General features: G+C 35.7%; 16 protein-coding genes, 5 tRNA genes and 1 other RNA gene. 13 read left to right on the top strand and 9 right to left on the bottom strand.

Features of this window, described 5'->3' with window-relative positions:
- Window positions 1-261: 261 nt before the first annotated feature.
- Entirely contained in the window at window positions 262-987 is a 726-nt protein-coding gene (locus tag NPX36_RS09730; protein WP_257498526.1) for a TrmH family RNA methyltransferase, read from the bottom strand.
- Window positions 988-1,023: 36 nt separating this feature from the next.
- On the opposite strand from NPX36_RS09730, the gene tamL reads away from it, so the two are divergent.
- The 8 genes from tamL (at window position 1,024) to NPX36_RS09690 (ending at window position 6,382) form a co-directional block, all read left to right on the top strand.
- Window positions 1,024-3,582, top strand: coding sequence for a translocation and assembly module lipoprotein TamL (tamL, locus tag NPX36_RS09725; protein WP_450091404.1), 2,559 nt, complete (start codon window positions 1,024-1,026; stop codon window positions 3,580-3,582).
- A gap of 60 nt (window positions 3,583-3,642) precedes the next feature.
- Window positions 3,643-4,710, top strand: coding sequence for a class II fructose-bisphosphate aldolase (gene fbaA / locus NPX36_RS09720; protein WP_257498524.1), 1,068 nt, complete (start codon window positions 3,643-3,645; stop codon window positions 4,708-4,710).
- A 67-nt stretch (window positions 4,711-4,777) separates the two neighbouring features.
- The gene (gene accD, locus NPX36_RS09715) at window positions 4,778-5,632 is read left to right on the top strand and encodes an acetyl-CoA carboxylase, carboxyltransferase subunit beta (RefSeq protein WP_257498523.1); all 855 of its coding nucleotides are present in this window, start codon (window positions 4,778-4,780) and stop codon (window positions 5,630-5,632) included.
- A 223-nt stretch (window positions 5,633-5,855) separates the two neighbouring features.
- Window positions 5,856-5,941: transfer RNA gene (locus NPX36_RS09710), tRNA-Leu, on the top strand.
- Window positions 5,942-6,012: 71 nt separating this feature from the next.
- Window positions 6,013-6,085: transfer RNA gene (locus NPX36_RS09705), tRNA-Gly, on the top strand.
- 16 nt (window positions 6,086-6,101) lie between these two features.
- Window positions 6,102-6,187 (top strand) — tRNA-Leu (locus NPX36_RS09700).
- Between the two features lie 20 nt (window positions 6,188-6,207).
- A tRNA-Gly gene (locus tag NPX36_RS09695) sits at window positions 6,208-6,280 on the top strand.
- Between the two features lie 16 nt (window positions 6,281-6,296).
- Window positions 6,297-6,382 (top strand) — tRNA-Leu (locus tag NPX36_RS09690).
- Between the two features lie 90 nt (window positions 6,383-6,472).
- Here NPX36_RS09690 and rnpB read toward each other — a convergent pair.
- Window positions 6,473-6,775: RNase P RNA component class A (gene rnpB / locus NPX36_RS09685), an RNA gene on the bottom strand.
- Between the two features lie 88 nt (window positions 6,776-6,863).
- Here rnpB and murQ point away from each other — a divergent pair.
- The 4 genes from murQ to NPX36_RS09665 all read left to right on the top strand — a co-directional run bounded on the left by murQ (window position 6,864) and on the right by NPX36_RS09665 (window position 8,753).
- Window positions 6,864-7,676, top strand: a complete 813-nt coding sequence (gene murQ / locus NPX36_RS09680) for an N-acetylmuramic acid 6-phosphate etherase (protein ID WP_257498522.1) — start codon at window positions 6,864-6,866, stop codon at window positions 7,674-7,676.
- A complete protein-coding gene (locus tag NPX36_RS09675; protein ID WP_257498521.1) occupies window positions 7,676-7,906 on the top strand; it encodes a DUF6095 family protein in 231 nt (76 codons plus the stop codon). Before murQ ends, NPX36_RS09675 begins: the two co-directional genes overlap by 1 nt.
- A gap of 2 nt (window positions 7,907-7,908) precedes the next feature.
- Window positions 7,909-8,283 (top strand): DNA topoisomerase IV, encoded by a 375-nt coding sequence (locus NPX36_RS09670; protein WP_257498520.1) that lies wholly within the window; start codon window positions 7,909-7,911, stop codon window positions 8,281-8,283.
- 86 nt (window positions 8,284-8,369) lie between these two features.
- Entirely contained in the window at window positions 8,370-8,753 is a 384-nt protein-coding gene (locus tag NPX36_RS09665; protein WP_257498519.1) for a hypothetical protein, read from the top strand.
- A 66-nt stretch (window positions 8,754-8,819) separates the two neighbouring features.
- On the opposite strand, the gene NPX36_RS09660 is transcribed toward NPX36_RS09665, so the two are convergent.
- Complete coding sequence (locus NPX36_RS09660; protein ID WP_257498518.1) at window positions 8,820-9,254, bottom strand: FKBP-type peptidyl-prolyl cis-trans isomerase; 435 nt, start codon at window positions 9,252-9,254, stop codon at window positions 8,820-8,822.
- Between the two features lie 3 nt (window positions 9,255-9,257).
- The gene (locus NPX36_RS09655) at window positions 9,258-9,548 is read right to left on the bottom strand and encodes a DUF202 domain-containing protein (RefSeq protein WP_257498517.1); all 291 of its coding nucleotides are present in this window, start codon (window positions 9,546-9,548) and stop codon (window positions 9,258-9,260) included.
- A 118-nt stretch (window positions 9,549-9,666) separates the two neighbouring features.
- On the opposite strand from NPX36_RS09655, the gene NPX36_RS09650 reads away from it, so the two are divergent.
- Window positions 9,667-10,203, top strand: coding sequence for a lipocalin family protein (locus NPX36_RS09650; protein ID WP_257498516.1), 537 nt, complete (start codon window positions 9,667-9,669; stop codon window positions 10,201-10,203).
- A gap of 34 nt (window positions 10,204-10,237) precedes the next feature.
- On the opposite strand, the gene NPX36_RS09645 is transcribed toward NPX36_RS09650, so the two are convergent.
- The 5 genes from NPX36_RS09645 to NPX36_RS09625 form a co-directional block, all read right to left on the bottom strand.
- On the bottom strand, window positions 10,238-11,041 hold the full coding sequence (locus NPX36_RS09645) for an ABC transporter substrate-binding protein (protein ID WP_257498515.1): 804 nt from the start codon (window positions 11,039-11,041) through the stop codon (window positions 10,238-10,240).
- A 1-nt stretch (window position 11,042) separates the two neighbouring features.
- Window positions 11,043-11,861 carry an orotidine-5'-phosphate decarboxylase gene (gene pyrF / locus NPX36_RS09640; protein WP_257498514.1) on the bottom strand — a complete coding sequence of 273 codons (819 nt, stop codon included), beginning with the start codon at window positions 11,859-11,861 and terminating at the stop codon, window positions 11,043-11,045.
- 174 nt (window positions 11,862-12,035) lie between these two features.
- A complete protein-coding gene (prfA, locus tag NPX36_RS09635; protein ID WP_257500739.1) occupies window positions 12,036-13,109 on the bottom strand; it encodes a peptide chain release factor 1 in 1,074 nt (357 codons plus the stop codon).
- A gap of 88 nt (window positions 13,110-13,197) precedes the next feature.
- The gene (locus NPX36_RS09630) at window positions 13,198-13,716 is read right to left on the bottom strand and encodes a transposase (protein ID WP_257498513.1); all 519 of its coding nucleotides are present in this window, start codon (window positions 13,714-13,716) and stop codon (window positions 13,198-13,200) included.
- A 61-nt stretch (window positions 13,717-13,777) separates the two neighbouring features.
- The gene (locus NPX36_RS09625; RefSeq protein ID WP_257498512.1) at window positions 13,778-16,345 is read right to left on the bottom strand and encodes an adenosylcobalamin-dependent ribonucleoside-diphosphate reductase; all 2,568 of its coding nucleotides are present in this window, start codon (window positions 16,343-16,345) and stop codon (window positions 13,778-13,780) included.
- Window positions 16,346-16,797: the final 452 nt, after the last annotated feature.

Genomic DNA, 16,797 nt, shown 5'->3' with positions numbered 1-16,797 from the left:
AAAGTGTTATAAAATCAAAAAAGCAGTTCAATACGAACTGCTTTTTTGATTATTAACAAGGAACAATTTTTATAAATTATTAATTAATGCTTTGGTTGATTCCAAATATAAACCATAAGCCTCTTTGTTTTCCAACAATAAGTCTCTTAAACATTCTCTATATTGAAAACTCGACGCATTTGTTAGAACAACATTAACAATAAAAGCAAACTTTTATCCATAAATTGCACTATTTCAATTGATTAAAAATGAAATAAATGTCTAGTTCCTTTTAAATTCACTCAAAACAATAGCAGTTGCGGTTGCCACATTTAAACTTTCGGTTTGTTGCAAATCGCCAAAACGTGGAATAGCAATTTTAGCCGTCACCAAGGCCTCAATTTCTTTAGATATTCCGTTGGCTTCGTTGCCCATTACAATAATTCCGTTGGTAGGCAAATCGGTTTTATAGATATTAGTTCCATCCATAAACGTTCCATAAACAGCTGCTTGGGCTTGCTTTAAATAGCTCGCCAAATTGGTGTAGTGAATGTTTACACGCGTTAGTGAGCCCATAGTTGCTTGTACTACTTTTGGATTGTAAAAATCTACTGTTTCATTGCTACAAATTAGGTCAGTGATACCAAACCAATCACACAAACGAATAATGGTACCTAAATTTCCAGGGTCGCGCACATCGTCTAAAGCAACTTTTAACCCATTGGGTTCTGGCAACACCTCTTTCTTCATTTTAAAAACAGCCAAGCATTCGTTTGGTGTGGTTAAAAACGATATTTTTTTCAATTCTGCTTCCGATATTTCGGTAACTAATTCTTTTGAAACATCGATTTTTAATGGTTGCGTTGTATAAATCTGTTCCAATTCTATGTTGGAATGCAACAATTCGGTAATAACCTTGAATCCTTCAGCTACAAAAACACGGTGGGTGTCGCGAAATTTTTTTTGCTTTAATTGCGTTATATATTTGATTTGGTTCTTAGTAAGCATTCGTAAAAAATTGTAATTTTACCAGTTGAAATTGATTTGATCTTGAAAAATAATTTATCAAAAATACTATTTATCACTGTAATATCCAGCTTTTTTTTAGCATGTTCTTTAACTAAGCGTGTTTCTAATGAAGAACGCCTGTTAATGGAAAACGAAATTGTGGTGAATAATAAAAAAGAGAAAAGCGAAACCGTAACACAGCTTTTATACCAGCAGCCAAACAGCAATCTGTTAGGTTATCGCCTGCGTTTACAAATGTATAACATGGCTAAGGTGAACCCCGATTCTAGCTATCAAGCGTGGTTAGACAAACACCGAAAAACCGAACGTTTTTTAACTAAATTGCTTTCTGCGAAGCAAGTAGATCGTTTGGGTACTTCGTTTTTTGTTTCGGGTTTAGGAAAAACCTTGAAAGAGCTTGGCGAAGCGCCGGTAATATTTAACCAAGAGCGCACCAATAAATCTGTAATTCGTTTAAAAAATCATTATTTTAACCAAGGATATTTCAACACTAAGGTTTCTTATGAATTAGACAGCATCAAACCAAAAAAAATAAGTGCTTTATACAAGGTGGATACCGGCAAAGCTTATGTGTATGACAGTATTGCTGTGATGGTGCAATCAACCGAATTAGATTCGCTTTATAAAACCAATAGACGCGCCAGCATTATTAAAAAAGGAGCTCAGTACAACGCAGCAAAATTAGACGAAGAACGCGATCGCATTACATCTTTCTTTAGAAATAATGGGGCTTACGATTTTCAGAAAACATACATTAACTATGTGATGGACACTTTAAAGCAAAATCACACGGCTGATATCTATTTAAACATTGATAATAAAAGCATTAAACAAGGCGACACCCTTACTACCGAACCTTTTAAATTGTATAAAATAAGCAGGGTGAATATTTTCACAAGCAATACATCGGCAGAAACGCAAGTGATTACAGATTCGATAGCGTATAAAGACCTAAATATTTATAGCAAAGGACCATTGAGCTATAAACCAAAAGTGTTGCGAAATGCGGTTTTTATTGACAAAGACACTTATTTTTCTGACATCCGAAGGTTAATCACTTCGCGTTCATTGAGTAATCTAAAAGTTTTTAATTATCCTACTATTGAATACATTCCCGATCCGGCTGATAGCTTAGGAAAAAGCCTTATTGCCAACATTACCCTAAACCCTCGTAAAAGAATCACCTTTAATCCATCGATCGATGTAAGCCATTCCAATATTCAAGATTTTGGTATTGAAGGAAGTATTGGTTTTATGTTTCGAAATTTGTTTAAAGGAGCCGAAATTTTAGATGTAAGCTTTCGTGGAAACATTGGATCATCTGCATCGAGATATCGCAGTGTTCAAAACACCTTTTTTGATATTTTAGAATATGGTGCCGATGTAAAACTTACTTTTCCGCGATTTGTATTTTTTTCAAACCAAATCGATAAAATCATCGATCGCACCTCTTTTCCTAATACTTCATTAAGTTTAGGATTTTTCAATCAGCAAAACATTGGTTTAGACAAGCAAAATCTTACCGGAATTTATAATTACAGTTGGTCGTACAAACGCAGAAACACCATTAGTTTTGATGTTTTTAATTTGCAATTTGTTCGAAACATGAATCCTGGAAACTATTTCAATGTGTATCGATCTTCCTATAATAGATTGAACGAAATTGCGCAAACCACCAATACCAATCCAGATTATTTAGACCAAAACGGCAATTTGAATATTGCCAACAGCGGCGCCGATTTATTTATGTTTGATGTTTTAAGTGGAAACACTAATGCTAATGAAGAAGACATTAGAACCATTTTAAGTATTGCTGAACGAAAGCTGCGATTAACCGAAAACAACCTTATCTTAGCAAGTAATATTGTTTATACTTATTCCAACCGATTCAATATTAAAGATCAAGATTTTTTCACCTTTCGCACCAAGTTAGAATCAGCAGGAAGTCTATTAAATCTATTGGCAAAATCGAATAACAAAGTCAATACATCAAATAAAAATACCATTTTAGATGTGGCATATTCCCAATATATTAAAGGAGAAGTAGATTTTGTAAAATATATTGATTTAGGCAATCAAAACGTTTTGGCATTGCGGGCATTTGCCGGTATTGCGGTTCCCTTTGGCAATTCAGACAACATACCCTTTTCGCGAAGCTATTTTGCGGGTGGAACCAACGACAACCGTGCTTGGCAGTCCTACCGCTTAGGTCCTGGGCGCAGCGGCAGTATCCTAGATTTTAACGAAGCAAACATGAAACTAGCTTTCAATGCAGAATACCGCTTCAATGTTTCTGGCCCATGGAATTTAGCCCTTTTTGCCGACGCAGGAAACATTTGGAACGCTTTAGATGATATTGAAGACGAAGAAATGACCTTTACCGGATTAGAATCATTGAAAGACATTGCCTTGGGAACAGGGTTGGGAATTCGCTATGATTTTTCTTTTTTTGTGGTTCGATGCGATTTGGGTTTCAAAACCTACAACCCCGCAAACGAGCCTGGAAACAAATGGTTTAAAGAATGGAATTTAAGTAAAACCGTTTTAAATGTAGGAATTAATTATCCGTTTTAATAAAATTACTATTTTTGTAAGCTAATACACACAAATTTTAAAAACACACAACCTATAAATATGGCACACAATATTAAGCCAGGCGTAGCAACCGGCGATCAAGTACAAGAAATATTCAATTATGCAAAGGAAAAAGGGTTTGCATTACCCGCAGTAAACGTAACATCGTCTAGCACAATAAACGGTGTATTAGAAACTGCTGCAAAATTAAAAGCACCCGTAATCATTCAGTTTTCAAATGGGGGTGGTTTGTATATGGCAGGAAAAGGATTAAGCAATGAAAACGAACGTGCTGCCATAGCTGGATCTATTGCCGGAGCAAAACAAATTCACGAATTAGCAGAATTATACGGTGCAACGGTAATTATACACACAGACCATTGTGCAAAGAAATTATTGCCTTGGATTGATGGATTGCTAGAAGCCAGCGAAGCATTTTATGCCGAAAAAGGAAAACCTTTATTTTCATCGCACATGATTGATTTATCGGAAGAACCAATCGAAGAAAATATTGAAATATCTAAAAAATACCTAGAGCGCATGAGCAAAATTGGTATGACTTTAGAAATTGAATTAGGCATAACAGGCGGTGAAGAAGACGGCGTTGACAACACTAATGTGGATTCATCAAAACTATACACGCAACCAGAAGAAGTGGCTTATGCCTACGAAGAATTAATGAAAATATCGCCACGTTTCACCATCGCTGCAGCATTTGGTAATGTGCACGGTGTTTACAAACCAGGAAACGTGAAATTGACCCCGAAAATTTTAGATAATTCACAAAAATTCGTTCAAGAAAAATTCAACACCAAAAACAATCCGGTTGACTTTGTATTCCACGGTGGTTCTGGATCAACTTTAGAAGAAATTCGCGAAGCAATATCATACGGAGTTATTAAAATGAATATCGATACCGATTTGCAATTTGCATTCACCGAAGGAGCGCGTGATTATATCCTTTCTAAAAAAGAATATTTAATGACACAAATTGGAAATCCTGAAGGCGACGACGTTCCCAACAAAAAATATTACGATCCACGCAAATGGATGCGCGAAGCAGAGTTAACATTCAATAAACGTTTAGAACAAGCTTTTGCCGATCTAAACAATGTAAACACATTATAATTAATTGCGAATTGCGAATTACAATAAAGTTCACAATTCATAATTTATAATTCATAATTTATAGACTATGGCTTGGTTTAAAAGAAAAGAAAAAGGAATTACAACACCTACCGAAGATAAAAAAGACACACCCAAAGGCTTGTGGTATAAATCACCTACGGGAAAAATCATAGAATCAGACGAATTAGCACGAAACTTGTGGATTTCGCCAGAAGATGATTACCATGTGCGAATTGGTAGCAAAGAATATTTCGAAATTTTATTTGATGACAATCAATACAAAGAATTGTTTGGATCAATTACTGCAAAAGACCCTTTAAAGTTTGTTGATACAAAAAAATACAGCGACCGTCTAAAAGAAGCAAAAGACAAAACCAAATTGAAAGATGCTGTTCGGGTAGCCGTAGGAAAATCAAAAGGCGCAGATTTAGTTGTAGCCTGTATGGATTTTGCTTTTATCGGTGGCTCAATGGGTTCGGTGGTAGGAGAAAAAATTGCACGCGGAATTGATCATTCCATCAAACACAATATTCCTTTTATGATGATTTCAAAATCAGGAGGTGCACGTATGATGGAAGCTGCATATTCGTTGATGCAAATGGCAAAAACATCGGCAAAATTGGCACTTTTGGCAGATGCTAAAATTCCATATATTTCTTTATGTACCGATCCAACAACCGGCGGAACCACTGCTTCCTATGCCATGTTGGGCGATATAAACATTGCCGAACCAGGTGCATTGATTGGTTTCGCAGGACCAAGAATCGTTAAAGACACTACTGGAAAAGACCTTCCTGATGGCTTTCAAACATCTGAATTTTTATTAGAACACGGTTTCTTAGACTTTGTAGTGCACAGAAAACAATTAAAAGACAAAGTGAATCAATACATCGATTTGGTTTTAAATCAACCTTTGCGATAAATAACAAAGCATTGCCTAAACGCAATGCTTTTTTTTAAATTCATTACTATATTATATCTAGCAACCTCTTTCGAATCAAAAAAAAGCAAAAGTTAGATTAAAGAGTATCAAACCATTAAAAAATAATTACAAATAAGTTATTTAAAAGCCTTGCAAAATAAAATAAACCTATTATATTTGCACTCGCAATACAGCACATAAAAATGCTCTTTGTAAGTTCTTTGCTCGAGTGGTGGAATTGGTAGACACGCTGGACTTAAAATCCAGTGAACAGTAATGTTCGTGCGGGTTCAAGTCCCGCCTTGAGTACTTTTTTTTGCAGATAATAAAATTATTTATAAATTTGCAATCCAAGTTCTTTATAAACTAAAAATACAGACGCGAAAATAGCTCAGTTGGTAGAGCGCAACCTTGCCAAGGTTGAGGTCGCGGGTTCGAACCCCGTTTTTCGCTCAACGTTGATACAATTGCTCGAGTGGTGGAATTGGTAGACACGCTGGACTTAAAATCCAGTGAACAGTAATGTTCGTGCGGGTTCAAGTCCCGCCTTGAGTACTAACGTTTTTTTAATGTATGCGAAAATAGCTCAGTTGGTAGAGCGCAACCTTGCCAAGGTTGAGGTCGCGGGTTCGAACCCCGTTTTTCGCTCAAAATCTATTTATCTGCTCGAGTGGTGGAATTGGTAGACACGCTGGACTTAAAATCCAGTGAACAGTAATGTTCGTGCGGGTTCAAGTCCCGCCTTGAGTACAAAACGAAAATTACGGCAATAAATAGATAAACAAAAAATCTGAAGTGTTCGCTTCAGATTTTTTGTTTATATAAAATAGTAAATATCTAAAATAAAGTAGACCTATAAGCCGGGTTCTGTACATCGCTCAAAGCATGTCCTTATCATTTATCTACACTTTCAATTACTCAAAAGTTCTATCTGCCTACCCTCCAACTTGCGCGAGCAGCACTTAATGTTGGTTTACATGGCATTTCACCGAATAGAGTTTACCTGGTTTCACTACAGCCGAACTGTACATACTTTCTGTTGCACTTGTCCTCACCTCACGGCGGACGGGCGTTACCCGCTATTCTGCTCTATGGTGCCCAGACTTTCCTCTGACCAAAGCCAGCGATAAGGTGGTCTACTTGTTTGCAAAAATACTACGAATATTTGTTTTATCCTTATAAATACCCACGCTTATTAAATTTTTGTAAATTTGTATAAAATACGTGCATTATGCTTTTTGAAAAAATCACCGAATCCGAATCGAATTACAACCATTTAGAGCAAATGAGTGTTGCAGATTTGCTTTCAAACATCAATAAAGAAGACCAAACCGTTCCGCTTGCTGTTCAAAAAGCTATTCCCCAAATCGAAAAAACGGTTCATGCCATTGTTTCGCAATTAAAAAAAGGCGGTCGTTTGTTTTATATTGGTGCAGGAACATCGGGCAGATTGGGTGTAGTTGATGCATCAGAATGTCCGCCTACTTTTGGAGTGGCTTACGACAAAGTGATCGGTTTAATTGCCGGAGGCGATGATGCGATAAGAAAAGCAGTTGAAAACGCAGAAGACAATATCCACCAAGCCGAAATCGACCTAAAATCATACCAAATCAATAGCAACGATTTTGTTATTGGTATTGCGGCATCAGGAACAACTCCGTATGTGTTAGGTGGTTTAAAATTTTGTATCGAAAATAAAATTCCTACAGGAGGCATCACATGCAATGAAGGCAGTCCGTTGGCTTTATTAGCTCATTTTCCGATTGTGGTAACAGTAGGACCGGAATTTGTAACCGGAAGTTCCCGCATGAAAGCCGGTACTGCTCAAAAGTTGGTGTTGAACATGATTTCTACTGCAACAATGATCCAACTAGGGCATGTGAAAGGCAACAAAATGGTTGATATGAAATTATCAAACGATAAACTAGTAAACAGAGCCATACAAATGGTAATGAATGAGCTGCATGTTTCAAAAGAACAAGCAACAGAGCTTATTTCTTTGCACGGAAATGTGCGCAATGCAATTGTTAATTATACAAAATAATGGAAACACCAAAAGCTGATAAAACGCGTATTTACAAAGGTCTGCAAAAAGTTTTTATTGCCATTCCACTCATGTTTGTTGGTCCAATTATTATCTATTCGTCTTTCAAAAATAAAGAACACCTGCTTTACTATCCTGTATTAATCTTGGGGTGTTTGATTTGTTTATATGCGATGTATTTATTTTTTAAAGGATTAAGAACTATTGTTAACGGTCTATTCAACGATTAGTTATGAAGAAATTATGTATATTAATATGTTCGGTTTTTCTGGCAAGTTGCTACAATCAAGAAAGAAAGTGCACCGACTTTAAAACCGGAACTTTTTTGTTTGAACAAGAAATCAATGGTGAAAAACACACTTCTACTTTTGTTCGCACAGATATGTATGAAATTGAAACATATAACGGAAGAACCGATACGGCAAGTATTCGTTGGGTTAATGATTGCGAATATGTATTGCAAAAAATCAATCCAAGAAATATGTCTGAACAAAAAGCTGTTCAAATGAAAATTTTGACGACAACTGTTAACGGCTATACCTTTGAATATAGTATTGTGGGCGATGTTAACAAACAAAAAGGAACAATTACAAAGATTCAACAATAAATTTTGTTATTGGATTATTAACACTAGCATATTTATGCGGTTTTTTCATCTTTTTTTTATACCTTTAATAAAAAAAGAATTGAATCATGAAAAAATTAATAGTATTGGCACTTTTTTTAGCAGGAATTCCTGCTGTTCATGCACAAGAGGTTAAAACCGAAATTGAGATTGTTGACAAAGTAAAAACGGTTTTTATGACCATAAATGCGGATCGCTTTCAAGATTTAAAGGGTTTTGATTGGCGAACCAATTTAACCAATGTTTTCAAAGATGTTCCCGAAGATGCAATTGTGGGTATTAGAGTAAATATCATGGCAAAACAACTTACGAATGACATTGCCACCTTACCAAATAAACTGTCTATTCAGGAAATTGGAACAGCAAACAAACGAGAAGAAATCCTGCGCAGCATTGTTAGCAAAGTGCAACTTTTTATAGAAGATGAACAACAAGGTAGCAATGTGGATTGATCGTTTTTTGTACAAGCCTTTAGTATCAGTTATACCAACAAAGGTCAGATTATTCTGACCTCTGTTTTACAAAACTCCTATTAATTCTACTTGAAAAACCAGCGTACTATTTGGTCCTATTTCTTTTGAAATTTGTTCTTCGCCGTATGCACTCTCGGCCGGTATTACTATTTCAGCTTTAGAGCCTACTTTAAGTAATGGCATTACTTCCTGCCAACCTTTTATTAATTTATTAATTTGAAAATCGGCGGGTTTTGCTCTTTCAACAGAACTATCAAATACTTCGCCCTGGACATTGGTTCCGTGATAGTGGCAACGCACTTTGCTTTCAAGAGTGGGGCAAATTCCCGTTCCTTCTTCAGTTATTCGATACATAACACCACTTGGAAGTACGGTGACTCCTTCTAGCTGGGTAAAAGTTTCCCGATAAACATTGCCTTCGCGTTTATTTTTTTCTGCTAATTCTTGTTTACGCTTTAATAATAATGCTGCTACACTCATAATTTATTCCTTTTCGTATGCTAATTTATAATCGCCAATGTGAATTTCATGCTCCGAAATCCATTTGCGCTGCTTCACAAAACTAATTCCTCCATAAAAAAGAATGAGTAACGAAAATATATACATACCCATTGCAACCAAATGATTTTTATCAAAAATTAAAAATTCATTGATCGATAAGCCCGCTACAAAGAAATACATTGCGGTTCGCAAAAATGCAAGTAATGTGGTTTGATTGGCTAAATGCGTGCGTTTAATGGCTAATTTTTCTCGTAAAATTAAATCTTTTTTCATGTTTCGATTTTGTACAAATTTATGTTTTTTTGAAGGAAAAAGCCGTAACCTATCAGCTCAATTTCAAAACAATATTTTGATTTGGCGTTTTTTATTTGTACTTTTAAAAGAAAAAGTTATGCAAAAAAAGAATGTTTTACTCACAGCAGGTGCCTTAGGCATTGGATCTATTGCTTATTTGGCGCTCAAAAATAAAAAGAAAAAAAGTGATATTACGGTGGTGACCCCGTTTGACTTGAATCGATATTTGGGTAGATGGTACGAAATTGCCCGACTAGATTTTCGTCATGAAAAAAACTTGAACAATACCACTGCCCACTACAGTTTAAATAAAGATCATTCCATCAAAGTGGTAAACCAAGGGTGGAATTACATTAAAGAGGAATGGGAAGTTGCTGAAGGAAAAGCAAAACCTGCAAAAAAGAATACAGGTGCTTTAAAAGTATCATTCTGGGGACCATTCTATGATGAATACAACGTGGTTGAAATTACAAGCGATTATCAGTATGCGTTGGTTTTTGGACGCAATACCGATTATATGTGGATTTTGTCTCGCGAAAAAACAATTCCAGATGTTATCAGGCAATATTTTGTTTTAAAAGCGCAAAGTTTTGGATACAATACCGATAAATTAGTTTGGCCGGAACATGATTAAGCATATACTGAATCCATTTCGGATTCAGTTTCTTTTATTCTGCGATACGGTTTTGTAAGGCTTTAAAATATTGAAAAGCTTTAAACAAACGTGTGCCATACCAAGAAAACATTTCACCATCAACGAATATGGTTTTTGCGTGATGTGTGGCTCTTCCAATTTCAAATGCATGCTCTTCTTTAAAAGGATAAGGCTCTGAGGAAAGCAAAACCAATTCTGGATCGCCTTGAATACGCATTTTTCTTATTTCTACTTCAGGGTATCGCCCCTCAAATTGTTCGTAAATATTTTCAAATTTGTTCAGTTTCAGCATTTCGTTTATAAATGTTTCGCTTCCTGCCGCCATATAAGGTTCGCGCCAAATTAAATACGCTGCTTTTTGCCATTGCTTCGTTTCCATAAAACGTTCAAAATCGGCATGGGCAAACTGTATTTTTTCCATCCACTTTTTGGCATCGGTAGTTCGTTTAAAAAGCTGTCCAAAATCGGTAATTGTTTTCAATGTATCATCAACTGTTACAATATCGGTTACAAAAACAGGGCAAATTTCTTTTAAGCTATTCACTATTTCCAATGTATTTTCTTCTTTATTGGCAATGATTACATCAGGATTTAGTGCTTTTATTTTTTCGATATGTACTTTTTTTGTTCCGCCCACATTTATTTTTACCGATTTTAAATGATATGGATGCACACAGAACTTCGTTATTCCAATAATTTGGTCTTCTAATCCCAATTCATACAAGGTTTCGGTGAGTGATGGCACTAATGAAATGATTCGTTTGGGAGTTACTTCAAAGTGGTGTATGGTTCCTAAATCGTCGGTTATTGTAATCATTTTAGTTTTGTTCTAAAATTATTTCCATGGCTTTTTGCAATTTCAATGCTTCGGTTCGGGCTGCTTCGGCAAAATCTTGTTGATTTGATGCATAGATAATTCCGCGCGATGAATTGATTAACAAGCCAACTTGCTTGTTCATTCCAAATTTGCACACATCTACTAAACTACCTCCTTGTGCACCTACGCCGGGAACTAATAAAAATGCATCGGGAACAATGGCTCTGATTTCTTTGAAATAATCGGCTTTTGTTGCACCAACTACATACATTAAATTTTGGCTGTTTTTATAGTTCTTTGATGTTTCTAATATGGTTTGATACAATGGTTTCTCGTTTATTTCTTTGGTTTGGAAATCAAATGCACCTTCGTTTGATGTAAGAGCCAGCAAAATGGTATGCTTGTTTTCAAATGCCAAAAAAGGCTCTACGGAATCTTTGCCCATGTAGGGGGCAACGGTTACTGAATCAAAGTTTAAATCTTCTAGAAAAGCTTTGGCATACATGGTGGAAGTGTTGCCAATATCGCCACGTTTTGCATCGGCAATGGTGAAAATATCGGGATAGTTTTCGTTGATGTAGTTGATTGTTTTTTCTAACGATTGCCAACCTTTTAATCCGTAGGCTTCATAGAAAGCGGTGTTGGGTTTATAGGATACACATAAATCGTGTGTGGCATCGATGATGGCTTTGTTGAATTCGAAAATGGGATCGTCGGTGGCTAATAAATGATGTGGAATTTTGGTTAAATCTACATCTAAACCAATACAAAGGAATGACTTTTTTTGCTGAATTTGCTCGTAAAGTTGTTTTGTTGTCATTTTATTGAAACTTTAAAAATAGGCAAAATGTTTGGTTTTAGCCCCGATTGAGTGGATTAGCCTTTGTGGAACAAAGCTATGAACGAAAGCGGGACGATGTGAAAAAATTGCCTAATGTTTATGCTTTATAATAGAAAAAAAGCCTCTTTGATAGAGGCTTACAAATATAGTAAATTAAAATACTTCTGATTCTTTTAACTTTTCGGTGTTTGCTACAAGTTGCAGTTCATCGATAACTTTTTGAATGTTTCCGTTCATCACACCGTCTAAATCGTAGATGGTTAAACCGATACGGTGGTCGGTAACACGCCCTTGCGGATAGTTGTAGGTGCGAATTTTAGCGGAACGGTCGCCTGATGATACTTGGGAATTACGTTTTTTCGCGTCTTCTTCTTGCTTTTTGGCTAATTCCATTTCGTATAAACGGGAGCGCAAAACGGTTAAAGCTTTGTCTTTGTTTTTGTGTTGCGATTTCTCGTCTTGGCATTGCGCTACCAAACCTGTAGGAATGTGGGTCATACGAACAGCTGATTTTGTGGTATTTACCGACTGACCTCCGGGGCCTGATGAACAAAAGAAATCGATACGCACATCGTTCATATCAATTTGCACGTCGAACTCTTCGGCTTCGGGTAGAACCATAACCGTTGCTGCCGATGTGTGCACGCGGCCTTGGGTTTCGGTTTGCGGTACACGTTGCACACGGTGAACGCCTGCTTCGAACTTTAAGGTTCCGTAAACGTCTTCGCCGGTTACTTCGAAAATAACCTCTTTGAAACCGCCCGATGTTCCTTCGTTTAAATCTACAACCGATGTTCTCCAGCCTTTGTTTTCGCAATATTTGGTGTACATACGGAATAAATCGCCGGCAAAGATAGATGCTTCATCACCACCTGTTCCTGCACGGATTTCAACCATCACGTTTTTAGCGTCTTCCGGATCTTTTGGAATCAGCATAAACTTGATTTCTTCTTCTAGTTCGGGTAAGCGTGTTTGGGCTTCGTCTAACTGCATTTTTGCCATTTCAACCATTTCGGCATCGCTGCCATCGGCAATGATTTCTTTGGCTTCGTCGATATTTCCTACTACGTTTATATATTCCTCGCGTTTTTCAACCAAGGCTTTTAAGTCTTTGTATTCTTTGTTTAATTGTACATAACGTTTTTGATCGGCGATAACATCTGGTTGAATAATCAAGTCAGAAACCTCATCATAACGTTGTTTTACATATTGTAAACGATCTAACATCATAAATTGAACATTTTCAGTTTGCAAATTTACGAAAAAAGCGAATGCAAAAGGCATTGACTTTATGAAATATTATGCGAAATTTCTGTTAATTCCATCTAACTTTTAAATCGCGAAATTCAAAATTTGAATTAAAGCCGTTTACTGCATATTTCTTTGTTTTAGAAACTACTTTAAATTTTAGAAGTTTTAAGAAAAGAGGTTGGTTTTTTATATCATTGAACAAAAATGTTAGTTTCAATGGTACATTTTGTGACAATTCTGTATTGGCACTGCTTGATTTTATGAAATCTACTTTGTATTCATTTCCTTCTAAATCAATTATTGAAAAATCTTTTAAATATAAGCTTAAATATTCGGTTTTAGTTGCTACTAAAAACGTGATTTGTATGTTTTTATCTTTAGAATTTCCTTTAATATCTGTAATTTGAAAAAGCAAATTGTCTTTTTCAACTTCTACGATTGGCTTATTGATATCGAGTATCTTCTTTAAATATTGGTTTTCGGTTGTTAAAGTTGCATTTTCTAATTTGAAAGCATCACATTCTTTTTGTGCATAAATATTTAAGCCTAAAAAGAGGGTACTAAGAAGTAAACATTTTTTCATGGTTTTTGTTTAAATATACAAAAAAAGGAACTATAAAGCTCCTTTTTTTATTATTGAATGATTACCCACATTTAGAAGATCCGCAGTCTTTACATGTTAAGCAACCTTCTTGATACATTAAGTTGGTGGAATTACAGTTGCTGCATTTCTGTCCGTTGGCTTCGGTTCCGTCTGGCACAAAGCGTTTTAATGCGCGTGCCACTCCGTTTTTCCATGTGTTGATTGATTCGTTATCTAACTGTAATGAGTTGATTAAATCTACTACGTTTTCAATTTTCATTCCGTGGCGTAAGGTACCCGAAATTAATTTTGCATAGTTCCAGAAAACAGGGTCAAATCGATAAGATAATCCTTCAATTGTTGTTTTATAACCACGTTGGTTTACATATTGAAAATCATATCGAGAGTTTCCGTTTTCATCGCGGTTTTTAATAATAAACCCATTGTTTACCCAACGCGGAATTAAGATTCCATCTTCATCATCGGCTAAACCTGTGAAAATTTCGTAGGGATGGTTGTCTATTTTACCAATAAATGCAATCCATTTTTCTTTGTTGTTTTGAAAACGAACTACATCTGCTTCTAAAATTTGTGGACGTTTTGTTGGGAACGAAACTTCGTTTTCTGCTGCCGTTTCGGTTTTCTTTTCTTCTTTTTTGTCGTTTGAAATCAATACACCTGAACGAGAACCGTCGCGATATACTGTTACCCCTTTACAACCTACTTCCCAAGCTTTCATATACAATTGACCTACCAATTCTTCGGTTACATCATTTGGTACATTAATGGTTACAGAAATAGAGTGATCTACCCATTTTTGAATAGCACCTTGCATTTCTACTTTACTAATATAATCTACATCGTTTGAAGTGGCTTTGTAATAAGGTGATTTTTCAATTAAAACGTTGATTTCTTCTTGTGTGTAATTTTTATCGGTATCTATACCGTTTACTTCCATCCACATTTTAAATTTATGGTGAAACACCACATATTCTTCCCAAGAATCTCCTACTTCATCTACAAAATCAACACGAACATCTTTATCGTTTGGATTTACTTTTCTACGGCGTTTATAAACTGGTAAGAAAACTGGCTCTATACCCGATGTGGTTTGCGACAAGATCGATGTGGAACCTGTTGGCGCAATGGTTAATAAGGCAATATTTCTACGTCCATATTCTTGCATATCGTTATACAATTCTGGGTCGTTTTCTTTAATACGCAGCGCAAATGGGTTGTTTAATTCGCGTTTTGCATCGTAAATTGCAAAAGCACCACGCTCTTTCGCCATTTCTACTGATGAACGATATGCTGCTAAAGCCAATGTTTTATGTAGGTTTACAGAGAATTCGTTTCCTTCTTTAGAGCCATAGCGAATACCTAATGCAGCCAACATATCGCCTTCTGCGGTAATTCCCACTCCTGTTCTGCGGCCTTCTTCTGCTTTTTTGCGAATTTCAATCCACAAATTTCTTTCAATGCGTTTTACTTCTGCTTCTTCTGGATCTTCGTCGATTTTTTCAATGATAGCATCGATTTTTTCTAATTCTAAATCAATAATATCATCCATCATTCGCTGTGCAATTGCTACGTGTTTTTTGAACAATTCAAAATCGAAATACGCTTCTGCAGTAAAAGGATTCACTACATACGAGAACAAATTGATTGCCAACAAACGACACGAATCGTAAGCACACAAAGGAATTTCACCACATGGATTTGTTGATAATGTCTTGTAACCTAAATCGGCATAACAATCTGGCAATGATTCGTTGATGATGGTGTCCCAGAACAGAATCCCTGGTTCGGCAGATTTCCATGCGTTGTGTACGATTTTTTTCCACAATTCTGCAGCATTCAATTCTTTAGAAAACTTTGGATTTTGTGAGAAAATCGGATATTTTTGGGTATAAACTTCATTGTTTTGAACAGCTTTCATAAATGCATCGTCAATTCGAACAGAAACATTTGCACCGGTTACTTTTCCCTGTTCTAGTTTCGCATCAATAAAACCTTCTGCATCGGGATGATTCACCGATACCGAAAGCATTAATGCTCCACGACGACCATCTTGGGCTACTTCGCGGGTTGAGTTGGAAAAACGCTCCATAAAAGGAACCAAACCTGTAGATGTTAAAGCAGAATTTTTCACTGGAGAACCTTTTGGACGAATGTGTGACAAATCATGCCCTACTCCACCGCGACGCTTCATTAGTTGTACTTGCTCTTGATCAATTTTCATAATACCGCCATACGAATCGCTTTGCCCATTGTTTCCGATCACGAAACAGTTTGATAAGGAAGCAATTTGAAACGGATTTCCAATACCCGTCATTGGACTTCCTTGCGGAATGATATAGGTAAAATTCTTAATTAAGTCAAAAACTTGTTCTTCGCTCATTGGGTTGGCATATTTTGCCTCTACACGAGCAATTTCTGATGCAATACGGCGATGCATATCATCAGGTGTTTTTTCATAGATATTCCCCTGCGAATCTTTCAATGCATATTTATTCACAAAAACAGTTGCTGCCAATACATCGCCCTTAAAGTATGCTGTTGAAGCTTTTACTGCTTCTTCATTAGTGTACGTTTTTTTTGCCTCTAAAACGTCTGGTGCTAATTCCATAGTATATTTTTTAAATTTTTCTCTCTGTTTAATCTCTTCAAAAACAAGGAAGTAAATTCTATTTTTACATCAATTGTTCGAACCATAAAAATACAAACTTTTATATTACAAAATTAAAATATTTAAAAAAAAGATGAAAAGTTATCAACAAGTGTTTATAATTCAAAAAATATAAAAGTTGACAAAAAAAACACTTCAACAAATTATATATCAATATACTAACAAAAATAAAAATTAAAAAAGTTTACAAATTTTGAAAACAAAAATTAAGTATTAATTTTCATAATTGAAAACCATTGCTAATCAAACAACTAACAATATTAACAAAAATTGTTCATAACTTAATGGTTAAAAAACATACAAAATAGCATTTAATAAAGTATTTTTGGCATAACTATTTTTACAATTTATAGAGAATCAAGTGAAAACCTTGAACTGTTGCGCAACTGTAA

Origin of the sequence: Paenimyroides aestuarii (genome assembly GCF_024628805.1) — a bacterium.
Classification (GTDB): domain Bacteria; phylum Bacteroidota; class Bacteroidia; order Flavobacteriales; family Flavobacteriaceae; genus Flavobacterium; species Flavobacterium aestuarii_A.
Note: the sequence above shows the minus strand (reverse complement) of the source record. Positions and strands in the feature narration are given on the sequence as shown.